The sequence below is a fragment of the Rhodohalobacter sp. genome (assembly GCF_034521535.1).
GTDB lineage: Bacteria > Bacteroidota > Rhodothermia > Balneolales > Balneolaceae > Rhodohalobacter.
Genome location: NZ_JAXHMF010000002.1, coordinates 476980 through 501723 on the forward strand (window position 1 = coordinate 476980; position 24744 = coordinate 501723).

Here is a 24744-nt window from a genome sequence, read left to right on the forward strand (position 1 = left end):
TCTCAGTAGTATGGTTTTCACTTTACTTTGAACTTATGGGGAGGATATAAACAATGGATAAATCAGAAAAATTAGCACTCTCGCTTAGCGGACTCCTGCTGATTGTATTCTTTGGGGCAATTATGTACGCTGCTGTAGCCGAGGACGTAGATGTTCCAACCTGTATTACAGACATGGATCCATTTACTACAGATACGTTATTTCAAACGAGCGAAGACGTATATGAACTTCATATGGTTGCCAGAATGTGGGCGTTTCAACCTTCTACAATCCGGCTTCCCGCTGGATCTACAGTAGATCTTTATGTTACCTCTCAGGATATCATTCATGGTTTCAAGGTTGAGAGAAAGAACGTAAACCTCATGGCCGTGCCGGGAGCTATCAATTATATACGTGTAAAATTTGATGAACCGGGTGAATACTTTTTTGCCTGCCACGAATTTTGCGGCGCCGCTCACCACACCATGGCGGGCCGATTTATAATTGAAGAAAATGATGATAATGAACCCATAGGAGGTAAATTATAATGAGCGATTACTCATTCAGATTTACAAAATCATCCAAGTACCTGAACGCTGCCCTTATTATCATTCCTATGGTCCTTCTTTTTATCGGGGTTTATGGTGGATTGATGCAAACTCTGTTTAGGGCAGGAATCATTCAAAGCGACCCATTTGTTGGCGGTGATTATTACAAGGGGCTTACTTTTCACGGTGTTTTAAACGCAATCGTATTTACCACATTTTTTGCTGTTGCACTTGGTAATGCACTTGTTTCTTACTCCCTTAAAAAACAACTGAATACAAAAATTGCCTGGACATCGGGCATCATGATGCTTGTGGGATCGGTAGTAGCAGCCATTATTATATTAATTGGCGAAGCTACTGTACTCTATACGTTCTACCCCCCTCTTAAAGCACATCCACTGTTTTACATTGGGCTTACCCTTTTGGTAGTTGGCTCGTGGATAGCATTTTTCAACTGGGTACCCATGTATCTCGAATGGCGTCACGAAAATAAAGGCAAAAAAACTCCTCTTGCCGTAGTTGGAATGTTTACCACATTTATTGTTTGGTTCATTGCAACTCTCGCTGTAGCCATAGAAATACTGTTCATGCTTCTGCCGTGGTCTCTCGGTTTGGTTGACGAAATCAATATCATGCTGGCCAGAACACTTTTTTGGTTCTTTGGCCACCCTCTTGTCTATTTTTGGCTGCTTCCTGCGTATACGATGTACTATGTATTTATGCCAAAACTGGCCGGCGGTAAGCTATACTCTGATATGGCCGGACGACTGGTCTTTATGCTGTTCATCGTATTCTCCATACCGGTTGGTACGCACCACCAATACATGGACCCTGCCATCAGTTCGCAGTGGAAGCTGCTGCACGGAATCTTCACTTTTGCGGTTGCGCTCCCAAGTTTAATCACAGCATTTACACTTGCTGCTTCACTTGAACATGCAGGAAAACAACGCGGCAGCAAAGGATTATTCGGCTGGATGTGGAAGCTACCCTATTTCGAAAAAGAAAGATGGTTCTTTTCATTCCTCATAACAGGATTGATCATCTTTATTTTTGGAGGCATCGGGGGCGTCATAAATGCTTCCTATTCAATGAATACGGTTGTGCATAACACTGCCTGGATACCGGGTCACTTTCACCTAACTGTTGCAGGTCCTGTACTTCTGGCATTTCTGGGCGGTAGTTTATACCTGGTCGGACAGTTTCTTGGAAAACAGATTAAGCTGAAAGGCTGGGCGATGATCTCACCCTATGTCTACACTATAGGTTTGCTGATTATGTCGTACGGACTAAAAATTGGCGGACTGAAGGGTATGCCGCGCCGGACAAATACCGGAGCAACTTATGCTAACCCGGACAGCGTCTTATTTCAACCGGATTGGGTACCCTACATAGACATGAGTGTAATTGGTGGATCAATAATGTTTATTGGTATCGTCATATACCTTGTATCCTTTTTTACAACTGTATTCTCAAAGAGCGACTCAACAGAAGAAGGCGCGCTGATTACGTTCCCGATTTCAGAACCACTGCATGATGAACCTGCTACATGGCTTAGAAACTTCAAGCCATTTATAATTATGGTTATCATCCTGATTGTTCTTTCATATACACCGGTGATTTATGATGTTATTACAACTACATACGATACATCATTGCCATTTTCACCAAATAGTCCGGTACCACTGAGGTAACTGAATAATGTTCACAAGAAGAACTCTCTTCTACATCTTACTTACTATTGCATCGGGGATCGTGCTTGGCACTTTCTCCGGTTGCGATAGCTTAGCCGTTAAACAATCCCTAAGCGAGGACGAATTCCTTCTGGTTGATCAGGATAGCAACTCCGTCGCTTTCCCTGAAGCATACAGCGGAAACGTAATGCTGGTTGGCTATGTCTACACGCATTGCCCTGATATCTGCCCCATGATAACATACAACATGCGGGACGTTCAACGAGCACTCCCCGATCAGGATGATTTTATGCTGGTCAGCGTTTCATTTGATCCGGAAAGGGATACACCTGCAATCCTAAAAGATTATGCCAACAACTATCGCCTGGATCAGAATAACTGGAAACTTCTCACCGGGGATAAATCCGAGGTTGAATCTCTACTTGAAACATTAAGTATTATCACGGTCAAAACTCCAACCCGTTTCACCGACGAGGATAAACCGGTTTACTTTATAGATCATACCGACCGTGTTTCGTTAATCGACAGAGACGGGAACGTAAGGAAACATTATTTAGGAAGTGAGTTTAATGTCGATGAAGTAAAAAACGACATTTTAAGATTGTTACAGGATTCGTAGTTAATCTGCGAATGCTATATATTTTATTATTGTTTTCAATTAAGATCTAACCAACAATTAATCAATAAAGACTAAATATTCAGATGAAAAAAGTACTTATTCATTCATTTTTACTCCTATTCGTTGTTGCTTTCGCAGCATGCGGCGGAGGAGAATCCACCGAACAAGCACCTGCTGAAGAACAAGCAGCTGTAGATGACGGTGTACGTACAATTAACCTAATTGGAACTGATGACCTTAGATATGCCGCAGAAGGAGAACAAGAAGGTGTAGTAACCAACGGAACAACAGGTGAATTTTCGATCGTAGAAGCTATTGAAGCTGCACCCGGCGAAGAGATCAGAGTCAATTTGCGAACTGTAAGTGCAATGCCTCCAACAGCAATGTCTCACAATTTCGTTTTAGTTGAAATGGGAACAGATGTGGATGCATTTGCAAGAGAATCACTTTCTGCTCGCGATACCGACTATATCTCACCAAACTTTGAAGATAACATCATCGCTTCAACTGCGATGTTGGGCAATGGAGAATCCGACTCCGTGACGTTTACTGTACCGGACGAACCCGGTGAATACACTTTTATTTGCACCTTCCCGGGACACTATGCCGGTGGAATGGTCGGTAAACTGATTGTTCAGTAAAGTTTACAATTTCACATTTAGTAAAAGCTGTGATTCGAAAGAGTCACAGCTTTTTTTATTGGTGATACTGTTTTAACCCTTCATCAGGTTTCCAGTCTGATTCCGGTTCAAAATGATTATAGAGAAGTGATGATAATTCCCGAATGATAACCCAGCCCTCGTTATCATATTCGTAGCTAATATCTTCCTGATTTTTTGTAATAACAGAAAACAGATAATCACCCGAGGGTGCATTTACCAACAACACCTCAGATCTTGAAGCTCTTACAGCGCCATTCTTCGATGCAACATTAACCGTTGGCGGTATTTGAGATAGCGCTTCTCCATCCCAGTAGTTACGGCTCATAATTCTGTACATTTGTTCAGATGCCGTTTTACTAACCACCTCCCCATTGTAAATTCCCTCCACCAATTCTGCTATTTCGCGCGGTGTTGTCTGCCCCCATCCGTACATTTGAAAATCTCCGTCTCTCCCTTCTGTGCGAGAATTTACTCTCGTTGAAGCATATCCGTTCTCCTCCAGCCACCGGTTAATTTCCGTGCCCGTGCCTGCCAAATACTGATTCCAAAGACTGGCCGTGTTGTTTGACATGGACATCATCAGGTGAATCAATTCTGAAAGTGCCACCTCTGTACCGGGTATTAAATTACTGATAATGTCTCCCGAATATTCATAGGCGGGTTCAGGCCCATATTTCACTTCCATCTGATAGTCCAGTTCTCCCTGTTCAATTTTATCAAAGAGCTTTATCAGAATTGGAATTTTCACCATACTCGATGTCGGGAAGATCGTATCAGCATTAACTTCAAATTCAGCGCCGGTTTCCAAATCCTTCACATAAATTCCGATATCCCCTCTGAAATCCTGAATCAGATCCTGGATCTCCTGAGTCGGTAAGTCGCTCCTTTGGTAATCGTTACTGTTACACGAAATAAAGATTAAACACACTATAAAAATAAATCCGACTCTCACTTTCATAACTTGCCCGGTTAAAGAAGTTAATTTTTCGACTTTTGAGGTTTACTGAGATACTGCCAGAAAAAAGTAATCAACACCAGGTAGATAATCAGCGTAAAAAGTACTGCCAGAAAGCCCTGATTTACATCCGAAAAATAGTGTACCGGAGCATTAATCAGTACGAGCAGAGGAAATCCGAAAACCAGTGCCAGTCCACTGCCATAAACCAAATTAAAGCTCACCGGAGATTTCATGGTAGGATCTAGTATTCGGAGCAGAACCAGTCCCGACTGAAGTGTGCCGGTCATATTGCCGAATATTGCTGCAAATCTCTCAAGCCTAAACTGGTTAAAAGCACTTTTTGTCATTACTTCTACTAAAAACCATGTTGCAAGAATCGCAAAAACAGAGATACTTAGCAGCGGCAGCCAATATGTAGCTACAACTGCAAAACTTATGGCTGCAACAGAAGCAACAATCATAAAATCCATAAACAGGTTTGAGCACCGGGTCATCGTCGTATCATCGATGTAGGCACTCACCCGTGTTGAGTCAAAAATTTTCCGGATTCCAATAGCCAGGATGGCGGCTGCTATAAAGTGGAAAGACCAAAGCGTTGTGACCTCCTGCTCGGAGCCGATCCAGATAAGCCCCATTTCCAGAACTTTCAGGAAACCAAATGTAAGTATGTATGTGAATCCAATCAGCCCAATGTGAAACGTTAAAGGATTCTATCGATTCCGGCGAGGTCGTAATTTTTTCATCTGAGTTCGCAACAGGATTGTCCACCAGGCCTGTCATTACATCCTCTGAGAGCCCGTCCTCGGCTTTAACATACTTGGCCTCCCCATTTTTAATCCCTGCCCTTACAAGCCAAATTCCGATGGTATAGGCTGCCAAAAATCCGAAGGCCGCAAACGTTAATCCAACGATCCCTCCGGACTGAAATCCAAACTGCTCCCAGTTTTGCCCGATGGAAAATGCAATACCGGGATTCATTCCAAATGATAGCGGAGCAAGAAGTCCTATGCCGGCGAACAGCTCCGGCATTATCGAATAAATCAGTATAAAAGCAATGATTAAACCGATAATTGCCTGGACCAGGTAGGTTGCAATAAAAATCAGGCCAAACTTAACCGACGACAGACCCAATCTTTTTTTAGGAGCTCGCAAACCCAGTGCTATAAACAATAGCGCAAGCAGGTGATAGACATAAACCCCCAAGCGATCGGACGTTAACTCAATCCAGTCAAGTCCGTTCATTCCTATCAGCAACCCGACTGTACCGCCTAGCAGGTTTGCAGGGATAAGATACTTCTGAAAAATTGGAATTTTCTTTCTTAAGAGAGTACCTGCGATAAGAAGTGCACCAAGCCAGGCAAAATCCATAAAAAACTGACCAGCCGTAAATTCTAAATTCCATGACTCCATACTACAATTTCTTTACTGGTTTCTCTCCCGTTTGCAGTCTCCTTAAGTATCGCTGCCACTGAAGAGCACTCTGCCCTTCAAGATCAATTTGAAGAGTTACATCTGTGGTTGTGATCGTTAGTTTATGATTTTGCTCAATTGATGTATAGCGAATATCATCGATCGGAAGGCTAAAAGAATCTGAGCCACAATTTATTTCCAGACGATTATCATACAATTGAGTCGATGATCGCCCCAAAGTAAGCAGTTTATGATTCTCATCAATTTTAAACAGTTCCGCTCCCTGTTTCTCCAATACCAGATTTTCTTGCAAAAAAGTCATGGGCATGCCGTTTATTTTCTCAAACAGGTCAATCAGCGAGTGCTCTTCACCGTGAATATCAACCAGCCTGGATGAAGCATTCATTCTATAGTTCATAGATGATGTCCTGCTATAAACATGTTCACCGTCGGGAGAGAAAATCGCCCCGTTTTCACCTGTTTCCGGACATCTGTAAAGGAATCTTTCAACTCCTGCTGCAGGTTTTTTTGCAAATGGCGGACGTGCTTCTTCAGGAGAATTATATTCGTCAAATTCTATCTGCTTGCGACATATTTGAGCAAAATCTTCATAGCTGTCAAAATCCGATGCGTGAAGTGGATTCATGAATCGGAGTTCCATACTGCACTTTCGAAATCGATCAGCCCAGCGCGGCCATCCCAGATAGGAGCCGTGAATCTGCACCGGGTGAACCGGAATATTCATTTTCCAGAAAAGCTTCAGCGTTGTTTCTATGAGCGGTTTCGGTCTCCCGTCCCAGCGCCGGCCGCCCTCGGGAAATATGACAATCATCCGGTTTTGATCGATCATCTTCATTACGCTGCGAATAATACTTGGCTCCGGCACATATTTACTGGTCGGTACAATACCGATGCTGTCCATAAAAACCCTGGGGATGGTTTTATGAAACTGATCCCGCGTCATTACGCCGGCCGTCGGCTCCTTTTGCATACCCACATTGATTAAAAAAGGATCAAAGTAATTGGCGTGATTGCCATAGATAAAACAGGGACCGGTTTGAGGCAGATTTTCCGGGTTGGTAATACGCGGACTGAATAGATATTTCGTAGTCGGAATGATCGTTTTTCGCATAAAGGCGAACGACTTTTCCGAAAAACCGCGATCATTTTTCTTGAACGTAAAATCGTCTAACATATCCACACCAACCAATCCAAATTTTCTGTAATAAAGAATTTGCCTAACTAAAATTTATATCTAAAAACCTGAGTTCAATTAATGCTACGATGATTTAGATACATGAAAGTCCCCTCATTTCCAAGGAGGGGACTTTCATATCTACATTTCTGTCATCCTAAATAATCTTTGTTTCTATTCTACCCGCAAAAGTATGCAAATACTCTGCGAGACTCAGCGAATTCATCTGCGTAACTCTGCGAGAAAAAGAGCAAATTTCATACAAGGCTCCAAAATTCTTCAATTTTCCAAGAATCAAGTTTTATAGTTTAAACAACCCCGTCCCCTCCCACCGACGCAAAAGAACGCCGCATGGAGGGAGCTTTTGAACAAAGTCATCCGTTTTTGAAACTAAAACTCACACATCAGCAGGTCCATATTCATCACACCGCTTCCGATTGGAGATCCCGGTGGAGTATACGGTGCCGGAGGAACAGAGAAGGACTCAGCGTCACTCAGAAAATTCTCAATCATTCTCGAAGATTCGCTGTAATGAGCCTTCCAGATCATGTCGCTGTCGCCTTCCGCTTTATCGGCAAGTTGCCCCTGAATATGACTAAGCATCATTCGCGTCAGCGCCTGTACATCCGGTGATGCATTTTGATTACCGGCCAGCTGAATAAAATTGCGCAGAACAGAAACGTTAATCGCTCTTTGAACAGATCCGAGATAACCCTCTTTCTCATCATCCAGAATAGTGTTGTGAATCACTTCCATGATGACTTCATGCAGATCAGGATATTCACTGTTCCGGGCCGACTGAAGCGTTAATCTCGCTGCTCGTTCCGGATTAAAGATCAAAGATGCTGAGTGGCCTGCAGCAACTTCTGCCATTGCAATGGGATCAATAGCCGGACTTGTGTATCCCCTGAAATTCTCTCGGGTAGCCGACATTCCGGCCGGTTTCGGTGGTATCAGATCCAATAAGTGTTCCGGCAGTGCTAATGTTTCCGCCTGTAGTGTTTTCAACATCTCATCAAGTGCGGTGCGCTGAACATCAGCATCCACAACAGCCGGTCCTGGTTGACCGTCTCCACGCATCTGATAGGCAAAATCCATCCCGCCAATCAGCTTCACCGTAGCTTCGGTCTGATAGCGATGGAAAAGGTAGATTGGCACCAATACATCCCGGAGATTACCCATTGCGCGACCCATTCGAATATTTTTTTCTCCGAAGTTGTCCAGCGCGATCTTGCGAACTTCCAAAATATGATCCAGCTGTGAAACAACATCTGAACCGTATTCCCAAAGGTGAGCGTCCGGATGTGATCCGCTCTGAGGCCGGGCTACTTCATCCGACAGATAGAGATGCCCCTGATCAATCGTTTCTAAAATAATTTCTTCAAGAGCTTCTTCTTCATCCACATCTTCCGGAAAATCCTGATAGCCCCAGATCACAGCACGTTTGTCCCACTCACCGATTCCGATATCGTATGCGTTGGCAAGGCTAAGAGATTCATCATCCTCAATTGAGACCATCGGGTGAGGATAATCCATCACCGAAGCCAGATCGTTTACACTCGCCGCAAAGTTATGCGCAATTCCTAAAGTGTGTCCAATCTCGTGAGCCGAAAGCTGACGGATTCTGTTGAGTGCCATTTCAAGCATTTCAGGATCGGGCTCCGCACCTTCTTCGTACGGAGCGAGAAGTCCTTCAGCAATCATATAATCCTGACGGACACGCAGCGAACCCAGCAGTACGTTTCCTTTGATAATCTCACCGGTACGCGGGTCAACCACAGATGAACCGTACGACCAGCCCCGTGTTGATCGATGAACCCAATTAATAACATTGTAGCGTACATCAAGCGGATGGGCATCATCCGGTAAAACCTTCAACTGAAAGGCATCTTTATATCCGGCTGCCTCAAATGCTTCATTCCACCAACGTCCACCTTCCAGCAGTGCTGTTCGGACAGGTTCCGGAGTTCCATTATCCAGGTAAAACACAATCGGCTCAACAGCCTCACTTACGTCCGCTTCAGGATTTTTCTTCTCAAGCCGATGGCGAACAGCATATCGTTTTGTCATATCCTCACCGATCGGTGTGCTGTAATCTTGGTAGCTGATTCCAAAAAAACCGGATCGGGGATCCAGTTCACGCGGTTGGTATCCGTCATCCGGCAGTTCTACAAACGAGTGATGAAGCCTCACCGTAATGGCATCCGCGCTGGGCGTAACTGATCGAAGATTCCCTCCGGCTCCTGAACCGGTAAAGGTCAGCATTGTTTCGAACTCAGAGTTTTTCGGAAAGTTGAATGTTCCCGGCAAGTGAATCGCAGACCTAGATTGATCTACTGAATAATTTCCCTGATCACTTCTGCGAAGACGATCGGCAACTCCATGCGCATCCTGCATTAAAAAGTCGGTAATATCAATTAAAACACGCTCTCCTTCTCTTACTGCAATTTCAAAACCGAATAGCGTGGACTGCGCAAAAGCCTCCTCAATGGATTTCTTCTCAAGCCGGTTTTCTGAGGATGCCCGATAGTCGTAGTTTGGTTGAACCATCAATATTTTCGGTCCCACCCGGACAAATTTTACAATCCGTGTATTTCCGAGCTGGCTTCGGTCGAGGCCAATATCGTTAGACCCGACGCCCGCCGCCATAGAGTTGACGTAGATAAACTCCTGATCAAGCTTATCTATTTCGAGCCAGATTTTCCCGGTATCATCATCCCACCAATAATTGAAAAATCCCTCATATTTTTCCATTCCTGAGGTTTTTTCAGAGATCGATTCCTGGGCAACGGTAATTACGGGTAGTAGAAGAGCTAGCAGAGACAGTAACAGTATTCTTTTCATTCAGCAACGGTTGATTATCGGTTCCATTGAATAAACGAAATGTTCGCTGTATAGAAAAGGATGTTTTCTCACTAATCACAACTGTCCAAAATAATTAATGAGATCAAAAGAAGATGACGGCACTAAATGAGTGCGGAATAAAAATCGATTGACATTAAAACAGAAAAGCCCCGAACTGCAATGCAATCCAGGGCTTTTCACTTAATCGGTCAGATCAAAAAAACTATCTGGTAATAACGTTTTGGCTCTTACCATTCAGCAAGTCTGCTGCGTTTGGCTGTCCGTTCCGGATTGCCAATTCAGCGGCGGTGCGACCGTCCATATTTTTCAGAGAGGTATCTGCACCTTGCTTCAGAAGCTGCTCAATAATATGCACCTGACCCTGCTCCGATGCTACCATCAGTGCAGTATAGCCCATATTATTCTGCTGATTTAAATTTGGACTGTGCGCAAGAATAATCTTCACCATTCTTGGGTTTCCAATTTTTGAAGCCAGCATTAATGCTGTGTTCCCCTTTTCATCAACAGTGTTTATATCTGCACCCTCTGCAAGCAGAACGTTCAGACTTACAATGTCGATATTTTGAATCGCTTCAAGTATGTTGTCCTTTAACAACATCTGTAGTGTCGGCATGAGCAGTTCCTGCAACCAGTGTGAAAAGCAGTACTGAGCTCAATATTAATTTACTTATGAACTTCATTTTTCTTCTAAATATTACTTTAAGTTAGTCCTGATTTATTATCTCTTATGCCGGGTTTTTCACCAGTTGATTTTATTTTATTTGACCGGCCTGCAATTGAGTAGCATATAACGATTTAAAGATACGGAAGGTTTCACATTTAGAGATAAATTTTACCGATACAGAGAAAGTAAATCTACCTTACAGAAGGGGGTAAAAAAGTAAACATCCTGCGACTAAACAATTAAGTGAAATCGCCTTTATAGGAAAAAAGATTAAAGAAATTATCCTCCAAACTCTCTAATTGACAAAATATTTTAATTTTTTTGGGTGGAAAACTTATTTCTCTTCAGTCAATTGCGAATCAATAATCTCCAATTTTTTACCGGTCACTTCCTCGAACAGAAATCGCTTTCTCATAGCACCCCAAATCTCAAGATTTGGATCGATTTCTGTATCAATTTTCAGCTGAATCCGATCGTTACTTCTGATTACCTCAAAGTCTCTCACATTTTGAAAGTGACTGCGGTCCAATCCGTCTGCGACCCGCAGTATTGCACTTAATTTCTCTACTCTGGCTTTTACCTTCTTATTTAGCTTTTTAAAGTGGGAATGTCTCGATTTTGGAGTCGACCTCCGATGGTATCGGGCAACATTTGCCATAATATCAATCTCCTCTTCTTTGAAGCCCTTCAGATCTGCATTCTTGATAATATATAGCGCATGTTTGTGATGTTTACGGTGCGAGATGTAATAACCGATATCATGCATGAATGAGGCATACTGGAGTAGCTCGCGGTCTTCAAATTCAAGATCCAATTCATCCTTCAGCTCATCAAATAACTTTAACGCGATCTTTGCTACATGTGTGGAGTGATCTTCGTGCCAGTCGCATTTGTGAACCAGCTCCAATACACTTCTTTTGCGCGGACTCTCATCCAGATGTATCCGAACACCTTCGCTCATCTCTTTTTTGATGTAACGAAGTACAATTCCCTCCCTGAGAGCTTGTGAAGAAATCTTTACGCGTTTGATCCCATACTTTTTCAGGATATAGTGGACAAGTACCAATCCGGCCGGCAGAAGATTGATACGCTTTTCATCCAGCCCCTTCAAATTTGCGCGCTCCTTTTCATCCAGATCGATTACATCATCATAAAACTCAAAAAACTCCTTTGCCGTAAACTCAAGCTCGTTGACTGTTAAATTTGGTGTTTTGTTATTTCTATGCGCAATCATCAAGCCGATATTCTCCATCGTACCGGATGATCCGATCAACATAGAAGAGCGATGCATGGCAAATGCTTCTGCTACATCAGCGAGCTGGTTGTCGAAGTGTTTTCTGAGCGCATCAATTTCTTCCTGCGTAATGGGATCATGATCAATAAACCGGGCCGTCATACGGGCTACTCCGAGTTTCTTACTGCTCAGGTGATGAAATTTCTCCTGATCGGCCAATATAAATTCAACGCTGCCTCCGCCAACATCCATAATAACCGCAGGTTTATCCGGCATCCTGATTCCGTGCTGAACCGCAAGACCTATCAGTTCCGCTTCAATCCGGCCGGGTATGGCGTTAATTTTCACACCTACCTCATCGATGGCACGCTGAATAAAATCCCCACCATTTTCGGCCTCCCGAATAGCGCTTGTTGCATAAGCTAAAATGGTTTCAGCCTGCTGATTTTCTGCAAGTAGCTTTATCTTTTTTAAAGCATCAATTCCGCGATCCATCGCCTCATCGGAAAGCCTGTCTCCCAATCCTTTTTCAGCCAGCAAAACCATCTCCTTTAGCTTGTCTACCGTATAAAAACTACCGTCCGAAAAGATCTCAACAATCAGGGCATGAAATGAATTTGTCCCCAGGTCTATTGCAGCAATTCTCTTTACAGGCTGTCGCGGTAATGATTGATTCATCGTCTGTTTTTCTTTCCTTATCTTACTTATCGTTGAGAAATAATACAGAATGTGTACGGCAATTTCTTTAAAAATTGGAATTCAACACAATGACAGACTTCTTACAATCTGATCAGCAAATTCATGCAAACGGGTTTCAATCTGCGCCGTGGTGTGTGAACGGACATGTTCACACTATTCTCTGCTCACTTTTTTTTCAGGCTCCTCATATTCGGGCAGAAGAAGTTCGAATTGACACACCGGATGGAGATTTCCTGGACCTGGATGTAACCGAATTAAGTGAGACATCTCCTGTTGCGATACTGTTTCACGGCCTGGAAGGCCACGCAAGAAGATATTACATCAAGCAACTGGCTGAACACCTGCTTGAAAGAAACTTCAGCGTAGTTGCCGTTAACTTCAGAAGCTGCGGTGGCATTATGAACCGGAAGAAACGATTCTATCACTCCGGAGAAACTGAAGACCTCCACACTGTTTTTGAATGGGTTGAACAAAACCTTCCAAATGCGGAATACTATACGGCGGCCGGTTTTTCACTGGGGGCCAGCACTCTGTTAAACTATCTGAACAAACACGGCAAGCACCATATGCTTGATAAAGTTGCCGCAATCTCCACACCTTTTGAGCTCAAAAAAGGATCATTGAATCTCGAAAAAGGTTTCAACAAACTCTACTCAAAAAGCTTTCTTGTTACCCTTGAAAAGAAGCTGAAAATAAAGAAAGAGATGTTTTCCGACCTTCCCGATTTTACAGGAAATACATTGTATGAATTTGACGATCAGGTAACCGCCCCTATTCATGGCTTTGAGAGTGCCGATCACTACTACGGAAGCTGTTCAAGCGCATTCTTTATGGATAAAATCAAAACAAAAACTTTACTCATACATAGCCAGGACGATCCTCTTTGTCCGTTTGAATGGACACCGGTCAACGATATTCAAAAAAATTCAGTTTTATCATCAAGCTACCCGAAAGAAGGTGGACATGTTGGATTTTGGAGTATTCCGTCCGGATGGATCAATAATGTCATTGGTGATTATTTTGCTCTGTCGCCTCATGATAAACAAGCTTAATTTATAAGCTGCAAACAAATACATTTTTCAAACTATCACTTACCTATGGTTATTATAATCGGTTCAGGCCCAATCGGACTGGCCACAGCAATTGCGTTAAAACAAAATGGAATTAAATCATTAATTATTGAACGGGGTTGTTTGGTGAACTCTATCTACAACTATCCCACCAATATGACCTTCTTTTCAACTTCGGATAAGCTGGAAATCGGAAATATTCCCTTTATTTCTCATGGATCAAAGCCCACACGAAAAGAAGCTCTTGAGTACTACAGACGCACAGCCGAACATTACGATCTAAATGTAAATCTTTTTGAAGAGGTGAAAAATGTGAGTGGCGAAGACGGGAATTTTGAAGTGGTCACTACAAAAGATACCTATTCAGCCCAAAAAGTTGTGCTGGCAACAGGATTTTACGGCAAACCAAATATGATGAATGTTCCCGGTGAGGAATTGCCGAAAGTACTTCATTACTACGATGATCCTCACAGATATGCCTGGCAGAATGTTTTAGTGATTGGAGGCGGGAACTCGGCTGCTGACGCCGCTTTGGAAACCTATCGCTGTAACGCCAATGTTTCCATTTTGGTGAAACACGACACGCTGAAACCTTCCATCAAATACTGGGTGAAACCGGATATTGATAATCGAATAGAGGAGGGATCTATCACCGGTTACTTTAACTCTGAAGTTTTAGAAATACGGGAAAATGAGGTCGATATTCGTACACCTGACGGGAAAAAGACCATCCCAAATGATTTCGTTCTCGCGATGACCGGCTACCGGCCACACTTTGACCTCATGAAAAGTATGGGCATTGAACTGACTACAGATGAAAAAAAGATGCCGGTTTATGACGAAAAAACTTTAGAAACCAATCGGAAAGGAATGTACGTTGCCGGTGTGGTTTGCGGGGGAATGGATACCAGCAGTCTGTTTATAGAGAACAGCAGAATTCATGCTGAACATATTGCCGATCATATCAAGAAGAGCATATAAAAAAAGAGGGCAAGCTACTCATATCACGCCGCTACGACCTACTACCGCTGCTGCCTTCCGACCCTGACGGAGTTCATAGGGAGCTGGCTGTATGAGACTTGCCCCGAGTCATAAAGATAAGGTCTTTAACACTAAATATAAATGACAAATTGTAAGAAATTTACCGCTCAATAACACCATTCCAGTCGTTTTCAGGAGGATTATCGATTAAGTCACGACATAGTTCAGCATAGAAAAGAGAAGGGTTGAGATATTCACTTACTCGAAAATTCTCAGATTCTTTTGAGCTCAACTTTTCAAAAATGGCGAGCGCTTCTTTAAATTTTCTGTTGAAGTAAAAGTGCAGGGCCGTTTCAAACTGCTTAATCAGGCTTAAAGACGATTGGTCAAGTTGGCCGGAAAACCCAACAAGCTCATACAATAATGCAGATTTGTACCGGCCTTTTACACGTACTTTTCCAAGCTGCCTGAATACAAACTCCCCGGTCGATTCTGCCTGCTGTTTTGTACTCTCAGACACAATAGCATACACCCCAAAAATCTTACAAGCCGATTCACACCTTGCGGCCAGGTTCACATGGTCTCCCATCACGGTATAATTAAATCGCCTTTCTGATCCCATATTACCGACCAGCATAAGTCCCGTATTAATCCCATACCTTGTTTTAAATTGTATCCCGTCAACCCCGTATGATGTTTTTTCCCATCGTTTTTCAACTTTCAAAACAGTTCTGCATGCACACGCTGCCTGATTTTCGATAGGAACCGGAGCTCCGTAAAAAGCCATTACCGCGTCACCGATAAATTTATCCAGTGTACCTTTTTCTTCGTTAATTACTTCCGTAAAAGTATTCAGATAATTATTGATCATGGATACCAACTCAGTCGGCGCGAGTGACTCTGAAAGGGTTGTGAAATTTTCGATATCTGAGAACATAACCGTCAATTCATCTTCCCTTCCGCCCAACGTATACTCAATTTCATCGGAAATCATTTTATCAACCAGCTCAGGAGATACATAGGAGGAGAACATCGACTTAATTTTTTTCTTCTCTCTTTCCTCGTAAATCACGTTATGAGTCACCGATCCTGTATATCCAACTACGACTGCCAGCAGGACTGGCACAATCGGTATAAAAAGACTACCGTAAATAAAAAACAGTGCGGCTGTAGTAATCCAAATAAAGCCAATAGTCAGCGCCATAATTAATCCCGACCATCCTACAAACCTTGATGTTAAAAAATAGCTCACTACCAGTAAAATCATCGTAAGAAGTAAGCTATTCAGCCTTCCAACTTCCTCCAGGAAGTCTCCGCTCAATATAGTTTGAAGGGCATGCGCATGAATCTCAACCCCTGCCATTGAATATTCACCGCTTCGGTCGGGATATGGCACTGAGTGGAAATCTTGCAGCTCGGGCATTGTGGTTCCGACCAGAACAATTTTATCCTTTAGAATATCTTTATACAAGATACCGTAATCCGGATCGTCGAACTCATTAATATCAAAAGCCTCCATTTCGGTTCTGGTTACAAAATCCGCATCATCGATAACCGACTCAAATCCCACATATTCAAAAGAGCGATACCCTCCGTGATAGTTAATAAGCATTCGGTTCTTTTCCGTTTTGGGTATCAATTGATTTCCGGCCACATACACTTCCTCCCTGTTTTCCAGGTTAACGTCCTTCCCAAAAATCAATGGAAGAATCTGAATCGAAAATGAATAGTAGGTTTCATTCAAATAGTTGTATTGGAACGGATAGCTTCTAATAAACCCATCCAGATCGGGCCTCATATCTACAAACCCAATTCCCCACGGGGTTGCATCCAGAAACATTTGTCTTGGAAATGAAGGCGTTCGCTGGTCTGCAACCACGCCGCCTAAAAAACGCCGTTCAGGTTCTTGTCTCACCCGGCCTGAAAAAATAACATTCCCGGCCTCTTCAACTGCTTTGGCAAATAGTGTATCGTTGTTCAGGTCGTAAAGATCAGGCTGGTCAAAAAGGATATCAAAAGCGATCACTTTGGCACCTGCCCGATTTAAATTTTCAATCAGATTCGCATAAACATAGGTTGGCCAGGGGTATTTATACGGAATTTCATCGTCAGCCCTTGAGCTTATCTCAACAATTACAATATCACTTTCTGACAGATCAATCGGTCCTCTCAATTCGAACAATAGGTCTCTCGAATTTAGGTCTGCTGTTTTGATAGGGGGCAAAAAGAAGATCAAAAGCACCAGCAGAGCAGCCAAAATAAGGGTCAGAACTGATGAAAGAGTTTTGCTCATTGGTAGTTTTAAAGTCTGTGGATGTAATTTAGCTGCATTATACGACCATTTGGCAATGCTGCAAAATCAGATCCATACCTATAATCACCTGAACAGTATCCCATAGAATGCAGCGATCCATTGTAATATACTGACTTCTTCCCCGCCATTTCGACTTTTCCGGCAAATGTTACTTTATGAATAAGAAAATAAAACTATATAACATTGGTGATGTTTTATCAATCCTAAAAGATTAGAGCGACACTTCAATTCTTTGATGATTCACTGATAACAGTTTGAACTTTTTAGACTAACTGTTTTTTTGAGAATTTCTTTTCCGGATTCTTAATTTTGAGAAAACGATGGGTCTGCAGGAACAAGAATGGAAGAAAGAAGTATACAATACAGCTTTACAATAGACGATTAAGTATGCTTTTTTTCAGAAAAAGAAGTGTACTTTCTAATAATCGCTACGCATGCAAAACAGAGAAACATTTATGGGGATAACATACGATGATCCAAGGTTTAACAAACTAAACGTTTGTTTTCTCTGCAATCAAATACACATAAATAATTGTCAAAAAATGTGGAGCTACGGGGATTCGAACCCCGGACCTTCGCGCTGCCAGCGCGACGCTCTAGCCAGCTGAGCTATAGCCCCGTCGAGGCAGAATATATCATCTTTCTCAAGCATTTGTCAAAAAACATTTTTGTTTGCGATTGATGGTTATGTATTTTTTGTTAAATGAATAATATCTAACTTACAACCTCACACTAACTGTACAGGAGAATAACAATGTTTAAATCACCTACTTACTTAATTATTGGGTTACTTGCCTCAGTGCTCGTATTTCAAGCCTGCGGTACAGGAGAACCTGAAGGAGATCCTGATCCACTAACACTCGAATATCTAATGAGCCTTTCTGACGAAGAGCTTATGGAACGCGACAGTGATGGAGATGGCCTATCCGATTACGATGAAATTTACGTTTACGGAACAAGTCCGCTCAACGCCGATACTGACGATGACGGTCTTACCGACAACGATGAAGTAAATACTTACGGAACAGATCCACTGAACATGGATAGCGATGAAGACGGACTCTCTGACGGAGATGAAGTTAACGCTTACGGAACTGATCCTCTAAGCCAGGATACTGACGGCGATGGTCTCTCCGACGGAGATGAAGTTGACGAGTATGGAACTGATCCGCTTGATCCGGACAGTGACGGTGACGGACTCTCTGACGGTGACGAAGTCAACGAATATGGAACAGACCCACTCGCACCTGATTCAGACGGTGATGGATTTACTGATGGGCAAGAGATCGAAATGGGAACAGACCCAGTCGATTCAAATGATCCTCCTTTCATCGAAGAACTGAATACAATCAACTTTAACTTTGACCGATCCGACATCCGTGACGGCGACGCCAGACTATTGGCTGAAAACGTTGAGATGTTGATGGACGTTGAGGCATTCAGAGTTCGTGTTGATGCTTACACTGACCATGTTGGTGGAGATCAGTATAACTTAAGACTCAGCTTGAGAAGAGCGAATTCTGTTGTAGATTTCTACAAAAACAATGGTATTGCAGAAGATCGTATCGAATCCAGAGGCTTAGGAAAAGCTCCGGTTCGATGTGCTGAAGCTGAAATGGATACAAATACTCCCGGTTGTGAGAAGAACCGACGAGCAGAGTCTTATCCTTTGAATCCATATCCATTTTCTCCAAGAAACTAACTAATCATAAGTTTCTACAAACTAAAAGCGGGCTGATTAAATCAGTCCGCTTTTTTTATTTCCCTCAAAATTCAAAATATCTCCCCCTATTTGCCGGAATATTTAAAAGTAACGCGGCACACTAAAACCTATAAAATGACCCGGTGAGTCCAGTCGCTTGGCAAAATCAAGTCGCAATATTCCAAATATACCATTCAAACTGATTCCGGCTTCGGTATGAATTCCATCCGTATCCATCATTAGAAAGGAAGAGTTATCGTTTAATTCCGCAGAGCCAGCACCGCCAAAAAGAATAATACCCCATCCATTATCCACAAAATAATTCAGATCAAGCAACTCAAATGGAATCGTTCTGAAATTGTGCTCAACTGAGATCACTCCGTACTTATTTCCAACATATGGAAGAAATGCTCTCGTTTTTAAAACTGAAAATGGAGTAAATCTGGACAATGATCCATCTACTACACCCAATTTTTGAATCGGAGCTGAACTTTCTACAATTCCGCCTGAGAGATGAATATCAAGAGTGTTCGCAAAAAACCTTCTCCTGTAGAACGTTTCAAAATTCCAGTCTACACTCATCCGGATAGACGAGTAATCAAAATCACTCCCAAATTCAGGCCGACTCATTTCTGCAGTCATTTTAATTTGTCTTGAGCCGGCAAATCCAAAGTTTCGATCTTGCAAGTTGTAGCCAATGTTTACAGAAAGAGATCGGTTCGTTCCCTCTTCAATCTCAGGATTTACTCTTCGGATATTCTGCCAGCTAAATAGTTTGAAATCTATTTCATCACCCGCACTGAATGAACGATGAACTTCGTGATTTCCTGAAATCTCCAGATCTACTCTCTTTATGATATTCGTAAATTTTAAACCCGCAGAGACCTCTTCATTTCTGAAGTAGTTAAAATAATCATCCCCACCAAGCAATGTTACAAAGCTGTTCATCCCGGTAGAATAGACAACGGAGCTATACTGAGTATCCGTGCTGTTTTGGTATGATAGCAGCGCGGTTATTTCCCTGTCCTCAAACTGAACTACTCTTTTTTCAACCTCTGCTCCATAATCCCAATCTTTGGTATTAAAACTATATCCGCTGAAAAACTTTGTATTCAGACCTATATCTGCAGCTCTTTTTTGATAGTTCAATCCAAGATGAACTCCTTCCACTCGGTTATAGCGTCCACGAATACCTATTCCTGCCGGCATCCATTCACCGAATCTTGATAAAAACCCGGAGCCTTCACTTTCATCACTATCATCAACCATTCTGGCCAAAAAGCCTTCCGGCCTGAATGCATCTTCAATTGTTTTAGTACTGTCGATGGTCTCATAAGCCAGTTTTTCTTCTTCAGTTAGTGGGATTTCATTCGTCGGAGCTTCGGCAGCAGAGACGGTGTCAGCTTGCGTGAGAGAAGTCTGATCCTGGAAAATAGAGTCGGGCAGTGAGATATTTACTTGATAATCCGATATCCTTGAAACCTGGCTAAACTGAATAGATGGAAATTGCAGGCCAACCATACCTATTCGAATACGACCCTCTATTCTCATATCCACTGGGAACCAGAAATCACTCCCGTAATTGCTGAATTGCTGTTTGTACGACAGATTAAAATCCTGAACCGGAGGCGGAAAACTGACAACATCATTCGGTTTCAAATCTACATCAATAAGAGCGTAGTCCCTGCCAAGTACATAGGCTACACCTTCAAAAGTAGGTTGTAGTTCACGGCGCGGTTTTACCTCAATTTTATAAACCGGAACACCATCCATTTGAAGAATTTCAAGAAGTGAAAAGTGGTAAAAAGATAATGCATCCGGGTGCGTGATCCCCACAATGTTGTACCCGGCTATTTCAATGTTGTCGTCGTAAAAATTTGGTAAGTATCGAACACCGGCAAAGTTTTGATCTGCCGATAGGTTTGAGGTCTGACGTACAGATTTCTGAACTTCCCTGTGACCCTTGTTTTGATTCCAATAAAGTACAGAGCTGCTTTCAGAAATTGATACGATAGACGTATCGTTCTGTAGAACCTGACGGGTGTAAGCATCAGCTTGATAGGATTGCAAATCGGCCCGCCACAATTTCTTTCTTTCAATCACTTTCTCCATGATAGTTAGTCCCGGATCCCTATCGGTAACCACTAACTCTTCCAGTTCTGTAACGGATGGTTTTAATCGGACCGTGATGCCGGCCGGCTGAATATCTTCAATTGTTATCGAAGATCGCTCGTATCCAATATAACTTATAAGTAAAGTGATAGGCAGTTCGGCAACCGATATTGAAAAATGCCCTTCCGGATTGGTAATGGTACCCTTAAGAGAATTCTCAATAACAATGGTTGCAGCCGGAAGAGGTTCACCGGTTTCGTCGTCCAAAACAGTGCCGGTAATTTCAAACTGCGCATTAGTCTGGATTGGAATCAATAAGAATAGTAATGCAAATCGAAATAAATAGTTCAGCATCAACTTCCGGTTTATTAATCTTTAAAATGCATTACGTGGAAGTTGGATGCTTCGTTTCAGTAAGACTCAACTTTTTAAAACAAATCCGATTTAGGAATTGGAAACCGGCTAAGTAAATAGATAAAGTGCCACTAACCGATCAGAAAGTTTCTTTACGGATTGGTTAAAACAACTGCCGGCTCCAAAGGTTTCACCAGTACTTCATCGTTCGTTTCAAATAAAACTCTGTTATCGGTATGAACGATATATCGCTCTCCGCCGCATTCCACATGGTATGTTATATCATGACCTTTAAACTCACGACCTACAACTACGCCGCGGTTGCAGGTGTTTGTTTCACCGTTTGGACGCTCTATCGTCAAATGTTCAGGACGTATGGAACAGGTAACTCTTCCCTTTGCTTTACAATTGAGCTGTAGTGAACCAAGATTGGTTTCGATACGGTCGATGTTGTTAACGTCTCCCTCAAATAGATTTGTTCTCCCTAAAAACTGAGCCACAAATTTTGTTTTTGGCTTATAATAAACTTCTTCAGGAGTGCCAATTTGCTCAATTTTACCATCGTTCATTACTGCTATTCTATCGGCAAAAGAGAGTGCCTCTTCCTGGTCGTGGGTAACTAAAATAGCGCTCATTCCGGCTTTTTTGATAATAGAGCGAACCTCTTTTCTTGTAGTATCCCGTAGCATTGCATCAAGATTTGAAAATGGCTCGTCCAGTAAAACCAGTTTGGGCTCAGGAGCAATAGCTCGAGCCAGTGCAACTCTTTGTTGCTGACCGCCGGACAGCTCTGCAGGGCTTCGATGCTTGTAATCTCCCATTCCGGTTCTGCACAGAACTTCTTCTGCAAAAACCTTACGCTTGAACTTGGGCAGGTCTGTGAGTCCAAAGGCTACATTATCCAGTGCAGACATGTGCGGAAACAATGCATAGTCCTGAAAAACAAACCCTATCCCTCTTTTTTGCGGAGGTGTATGGATACTATCTGATGAGATCACTTTATCTTCCAATTTTACAGTTCCATTGTCAGAACTTTCAAATCCGGAAATTATGCGCAAAGTTGTAGTTTTACCGCAACCACTTGGCCCAAGCAGAGCAAAAATTTCATTCTCATTAACTGAAAAAGAGATGTTATTAACAACCGGATTCCCTTTTTCGAATGATTTTTTAATATTTTTGACTTCTAATAACATCCATAAACCTCAATCAGTGACTCTAAACAACCATTTTTGGCCTTATTTAAATTCAGTCTATTTAAATTAAGCATTTTTGCTGAAGCTTTAAAGAGTTATCCGTCAGAAATTTCCCATAATGTTGTTTAAGATCAACGAATGAATTAGTTTTTTGATAACTTTAAGCTACAGATAAATCTTCAAGGCTTTTTTAAATCCATTTAAAACATTATGAAAACACTATTATCCTTTATGGGAGTTTCAATTTTAGCAATTACCCTAATTGCCGGTTGCGGTCCCAGTGAAGAAGAGCTTCGCCAACAGGAACTTGAACGGCAGCAAGCAGAACAAGACTCTTTAGAGCAGGTCTATGAAGAGCAAATGCAGCAGATGATTCAAGACAGTATTGCCAGGGCAGAGCAAGACAGCATTGCTGAAGCAGAACGTCAAAGTCAGATTCAGTACAGCAGCGACGGAGATTATGCCGTTCAGGTTCAGTCCTGGAGATCCGAAGAGAAAGCCAATCAAGAATTGGAAATGTGGAAAAACCGGGGCTTCGAAAGTGCTTTTGTTGTTAAATATGGAAACGAAGAGACAGGTGATGTTTGGTACCGCGTTCGAATAGGACGTGTCGAAACAAAGGAAATGGCAGAAAATTTACAGGATAAGCTTTCAAACGAATACGATGCTCAATCCTGGATTTCTCTTTTGAACTAAATATTTCCTTGAAATAAAAAAGGCTCCTACATTAGGAGCCTTTTCTATATTCAGATAATAATAGTCAGATCAGAACCTCAGAGAAACGCCAAATGCTACACGGCTCACATTATCGAAATTGATCTGCTCTGATCCTGAAATCTGGCTTATTCTGTACTCAACAAATGGTTTAATCATAGGCAGAATGGAGAGTTCCAAACCTCCGAAACCATTCCAGAAAAGATTACTCTCATCAAAACTGAAACCTTGGTCTCCCTGGAAATTATAATTTTCCGCACCAATTCCCAGTCCTACATAGGGCTTCACAAATGCTATTCCAACACCCGCTGTCAAAGCCAATCCGTAATCATAGGCTTCAATATCGCCGCTATATGACTGCTCATCCGGAGTAATTAGGGCATCGTCATTAAAAAAGCTGAAATGTGCCCGCATGTTAAAATCAACTACGGGAACAGCAGATAAAACACTTCGTTCAACACGCAATCCAAATCCGTTTGTCGGATCTTCATTTCGGGTTTCGTAGCTGGCACCCAGCGACCACTGTGCGCTCGCTTGGTTTGTGAAAGCAAATAGAAACCCGACTGTTAGTACTGCAAATAGTAGCTTTTTCATAATGGTTCAATTTAAAATATTTGAATTAGTTCAGTGATAACTATGATTCTCTCAATCGTATAGGCAATCGCAATATAAATGTTTCATTTCCGAAAAGCCTGCTCAAAACTTAGGTACATATTCCCACTCTAACAAACTGTTATAATTGATTTTTAAGCCTTTTTCATGATTATTTATAGCGCTTTTCAATAATAGTTGTGCTTTTTCGATCATTTTTACTAATATTCTTAAGCGCTCAAGTAGCGTCTCTCTTGATGAATAGTCAGGGCATCACACCGGATACGTGTGATGCCTTATTTTTTGCAACCTGCCTGTCATTTTTTCGTAATCAATATTTGTACAACCCCTTCTAACTTCTATCTTTGAGGAACCCAATAAATGAAAGCACCATTGTGATGAAGAATTTTAAAATTAACCATCGGGAATCTTCGGGATTAGATGTACTGGATCTTCATGGAGAATTGGATGCACATACCGCTTCTCAGCTTGAAGAATCTCTGAAGCTGCTTATAGACAGCAATAAGTCGAGCATTATTGTTAACTGCAGTGAACTTGATTACATAGCCAGCGCCGGCCTTGGTGTATTTATGGCCTATATAGAAGATGTGCGTTCAACCGGAGGAGACATCAAACTTACCAATATGAACGAACGTGTGTATAACGTCTTTGATCTGCTAGGCTTTCCAACACTATATGATATTCTCGAAGACGAACGGGATGCCATTGAACAATTTTCTAAAGAAAATTAGAAGCTGTTGAATAAAACGGCCACATACCAAATTACAGTAAATGCCTCTACTGAAAACCTTGCAGAGGTGCGGGAATTTGTTGCATTGCATGCAAAACGTCAAGGTTTTACAACAGAGCAAATATCGGATCTCCAGTTAGCTGTAGACGAAGCGTATACAAATATTATCAAGCATGCTTACCAAAACAATAAAGACAAGTACGTTGAGATAAACCTCTCTTTTGACTCCGACAAGCTCTGCATCAGTCTGTTTGATAGCGGAAATAGCTTCAGTCCTAAAAATTACAATCTCCCAAATATTCAGAAAAAAATAGAGGAGCGAAAGAGGGGAGGAATGGGCGTTTATCTTATTCATCAGCTTATGGATAGTGTATCATACCACGCCAATGCTGATAAAAATGAAATCCGGCTCTGTAAAAATAGAAATTGAGAGAGATT

The 24744-nt window shown here is 42.1% G+C and carries 21 protein-coding genes, 1 tRNA gene and 1 other RNA gene; 10 read left to right on the top strand and 13 right to left on the bottom strand.

The window, feature by feature from the left end:
* Positions 1-53: 53 nt before the first annotated feature.
* The 4 genes from U5K35_RS04425 to U5K35_RS04440 all read left to right on the top strand — a co-directional run bounded on the left by U5K35_RS04425 (position 54) and on the right by U5K35_RS04440 (position 3478).
* Positions 54-527, top strand: a complete 474-nt coding sequence (locus U5K35_RS04425; RefSeq protein ID WP_322570259.1) for a cytochrome c oxidase subunit II — start codon at positions 54-56, stop codon at positions 525-527.
* Positions 527-2218, top strand: coding sequence for a cbb3-type cytochrome c oxidase subunit I (locus U5K35_RS04430; RefSeq protein ID WP_322570260.1), 1692 nt, complete (start codon positions 527-529; stop codon positions 2216-2218). The genes U5K35_RS04425 and U5K35_RS04430 overlap by 1 nt, the downstream gene beginning before the upstream one ends.
* A 7-nt stretch (positions 2219-2225) precedes the next feature.
* Entirely contained in the window at positions 2226-2837 is a 612-nt protein-coding gene (locus U5K35_RS04435) for an SCO family protein (protein ID WP_322570261.1), read from the top strand.
* 83 nt (positions 2838-2920) lie between these two features.
* Positions 2921-3478, top strand: coding sequence for a plastocyanin/azurin family copper-binding protein (locus U5K35_RS04440; protein WP_322570262.1), 558 nt, complete (start codon positions 2921-2923; stop codon positions 3476-3478).
* 55 nt (positions 3479-3533) lie between these two features.
* Here the strand turns inward: U5K35_RS04440 and U5K35_RS04445 are convergent, their stop codons facing one another.
* From U5K35_RS04445 to U5K35_RS04475, 7 genes are all read right to left on the bottom strand, one after another.
* On the bottom strand, positions 3534-4457 hold the full coding sequence (locus U5K35_RS04445) for a serine hydrolase (protein WP_322570263.1): 924 nt from the start codon (positions 4455-4457) through the stop codon (positions 3534-3536).
* A gap of 20 nt (positions 4458-4477) precedes the next feature.
* Positions 4478-5092: a hypothetical protein gene (locus U5K35_RS04450; protein WP_322570528.1), complete on the bottom strand. Its 615-nt coding sequence runs from the start codon at positions 5090-5092 to the stop codon at positions 4478-4480.
* Entirely contained in the window at positions 4989-5867 is an 879-nt protein-coding gene (locus tag U5K35_RS04455; protein ID WP_322570264.1) for a sodium/glutamate symporter, read from the bottom strand. Before U5K35_RS04455 ends, U5K35_RS04450 begins: the two co-directional genes overlap by 104 nt.
* 1 nt (position 5868) lies before the next feature.
* The gene (locus U5K35_RS04460) at positions 5869-7062 is read right to left on the bottom strand and encodes a lysophospholipid acyltransferase family protein (RefSeq protein ID WP_322570265.1); all 1194 of its coding nucleotides are present in this window, start codon (positions 7060-7062) and stop codon (positions 5869-5871) included.
* A gap of 390 nt (positions 7063-7452) precedes the next feature.
* Entirely contained in the window at positions 7453-9906 is a 2454-nt protein-coding gene (locus U5K35_RS04465) for a zinc-dependent metalloprotease (protein ID WP_322570266.1), read from the bottom strand.
* A gap of 223 nt (positions 9907-10129) precedes the next feature.
* The gene (locus U5K35_RS04470; protein ID WP_322570267.1) at positions 10130-10540 is read right to left on the bottom strand and encodes an ankyrin repeat domain-containing protein; all 411 of its coding nucleotides are present in this window, start codon (positions 10538-10540) and stop codon (positions 10130-10132) included.
* 385 nt (positions 10541-10925) lie between these two features.
* Positions 10926-12503, bottom strand: coding sequence for a Ppx/GppA phosphatase family protein (locus tag U5K35_RS04475; protein WP_322570268.1), 1578 nt, complete (start codon positions 12501-12503; stop codon positions 10926-10928).
* An 89-nt stretch (positions 12504-12592) separates the two neighbouring features.
* Between U5K35_RS04475 and U5K35_RS04480 the strand changes: the two genes are divergently transcribed.
* Both U5K35_RS04480 and U5K35_RS04485 read left to right on the top strand, forming a co-directional pair.
* Complete coding sequence (locus U5K35_RS04480) at positions 12593-13576, top strand: YheT family hydrolase (RefSeq protein WP_322570269.1); 984 nt, start codon at positions 12593-12595, stop codon at positions 13574-13576.
* 45 nt (positions 13577-13621) lie between these two features.
* On the top strand, positions 13622-14575 hold the full coding sequence (locus U5K35_RS04485) for a YpdA family putative bacillithiol disulfide reductase (protein ID WP_322570270.1): 954 nt from the start codon (positions 13622-13624) through the stop codon (positions 14573-14575).
* Between the two features lie 4 nt (positions 14576-14579).
* Here U5K35_RS04485 and ffs read toward each other — a convergent pair.
* The 3 genes from ffs to U5K35_RS04500 form a co-directional block, all read right to left on the bottom strand.
* Positions 14580-14679, bottom strand: an RNA gene (ffs, locus tag U5K35_RS04490) — signal recognition particle sRNA small type.
* A 56-nt stretch (positions 14680-14735) separates the two neighbouring features.
* Positions 14736-16868, bottom strand: a complete 2133-nt coding sequence (locus U5K35_RS04495; RefSeq protein ID WP_322570271.1) for an adenylate/guanylate cyclase domain-containing protein — start codon at positions 16866-16868, stop codon at positions 14736-14738.
* A 566-nt stretch (positions 16869-17434) separates the two neighbouring features.
* Positions 17435-17508: transfer RNA gene (locus U5K35_RS04500), tRNA-Ala, on the bottom strand.
* 135 nt (positions 17509-17643) lie between these two features.
* Between U5K35_RS04500 and U5K35_RS04505 the strand changes: the two genes are divergently transcribed.
* The gene (locus tag U5K35_RS04505; protein ID WP_322570272.1) at positions 17644-18591 is read left to right on the top strand and encodes an OmpA family protein; all 948 of its coding nucleotides are present in this window, start codon (positions 17644-17646) and stop codon (positions 18589-18591) included.
* A gap of 102 nt (positions 18592-18693) precedes the next feature.
* Here the strand turns inward: U5K35_RS04505 and U5K35_RS04510 are convergent, their stop codons facing one another.
* Both U5K35_RS04510 and U5K35_RS04515 read right to left on the bottom strand, forming a co-directional pair.
* Entirely contained in the window at positions 18694-21057 is a 2364-nt protein-coding gene (locus U5K35_RS04510; RefSeq protein ID WP_322570273.1) for a DUF5686 and carboxypeptidase-like regulatory domain-containing protein, read from the bottom strand.
* A gap of 152 nt (positions 21058-21209) precedes the next feature.
* Positions 21210-22250, bottom strand: a complete 1041-nt coding sequence (locus U5K35_RS04515) for an ABC transporter ATP-binding protein (protein WP_322570274.1) — start codon at positions 22248-22250, stop codon at positions 21210-21212.
* A 210-nt stretch (positions 22251-22460) separates the two neighbouring features.
* On the opposite strand from U5K35_RS04515, the gene U5K35_RS04520 reads away from it, so the two are divergent.
* Complete coding sequence (locus U5K35_RS04520; protein ID WP_322570275.1) at positions 22461-22946, top strand: SPOR domain-containing protein; 486 nt, start codon at positions 22461-22463, stop codon at positions 22944-22946.
* 69 nt (positions 22947-23015) lie between these two features.
* Here the strand turns inward: U5K35_RS04520 and U5K35_RS04525 are convergent, their stop codons facing one another.
* Positions 23016-23558 (bottom strand): outer membrane protein, encoded by a 543-nt coding sequence (locus tag U5K35_RS04525; RefSeq protein ID WP_322570276.1) that lies wholly within the window; start codon positions 23556-23558, stop codon positions 23016-23018.
* Positions 23559-23953: 395 nt separating this feature from the next.
* Here U5K35_RS04525 and U5K35_RS04530 point away from each other — a divergent pair, with 395 nt between their 5' ends.
* Both U5K35_RS04530 and U5K35_RS04535 read left to right on the top strand, forming a co-directional pair.
* On the top strand, positions 23954-24307 hold the full coding sequence (locus U5K35_RS04530; protein WP_322570277.1) for an STAS domain-containing protein: 354 nt from the start codon (positions 23954-23956) through the stop codon (positions 24305-24307).
* A 6-nt stretch (positions 24308-24313) separates the two neighbouring features.
* On the top strand, positions 24314-24736 hold the full coding sequence (locus U5K35_RS04535) for an ATP-binding protein (protein WP_322570278.1): 423 nt from the start codon (positions 24314-24316) through the stop codon (positions 24734-24736).
* Positions 24737-24744: the final 8 nt, after the last annotated feature.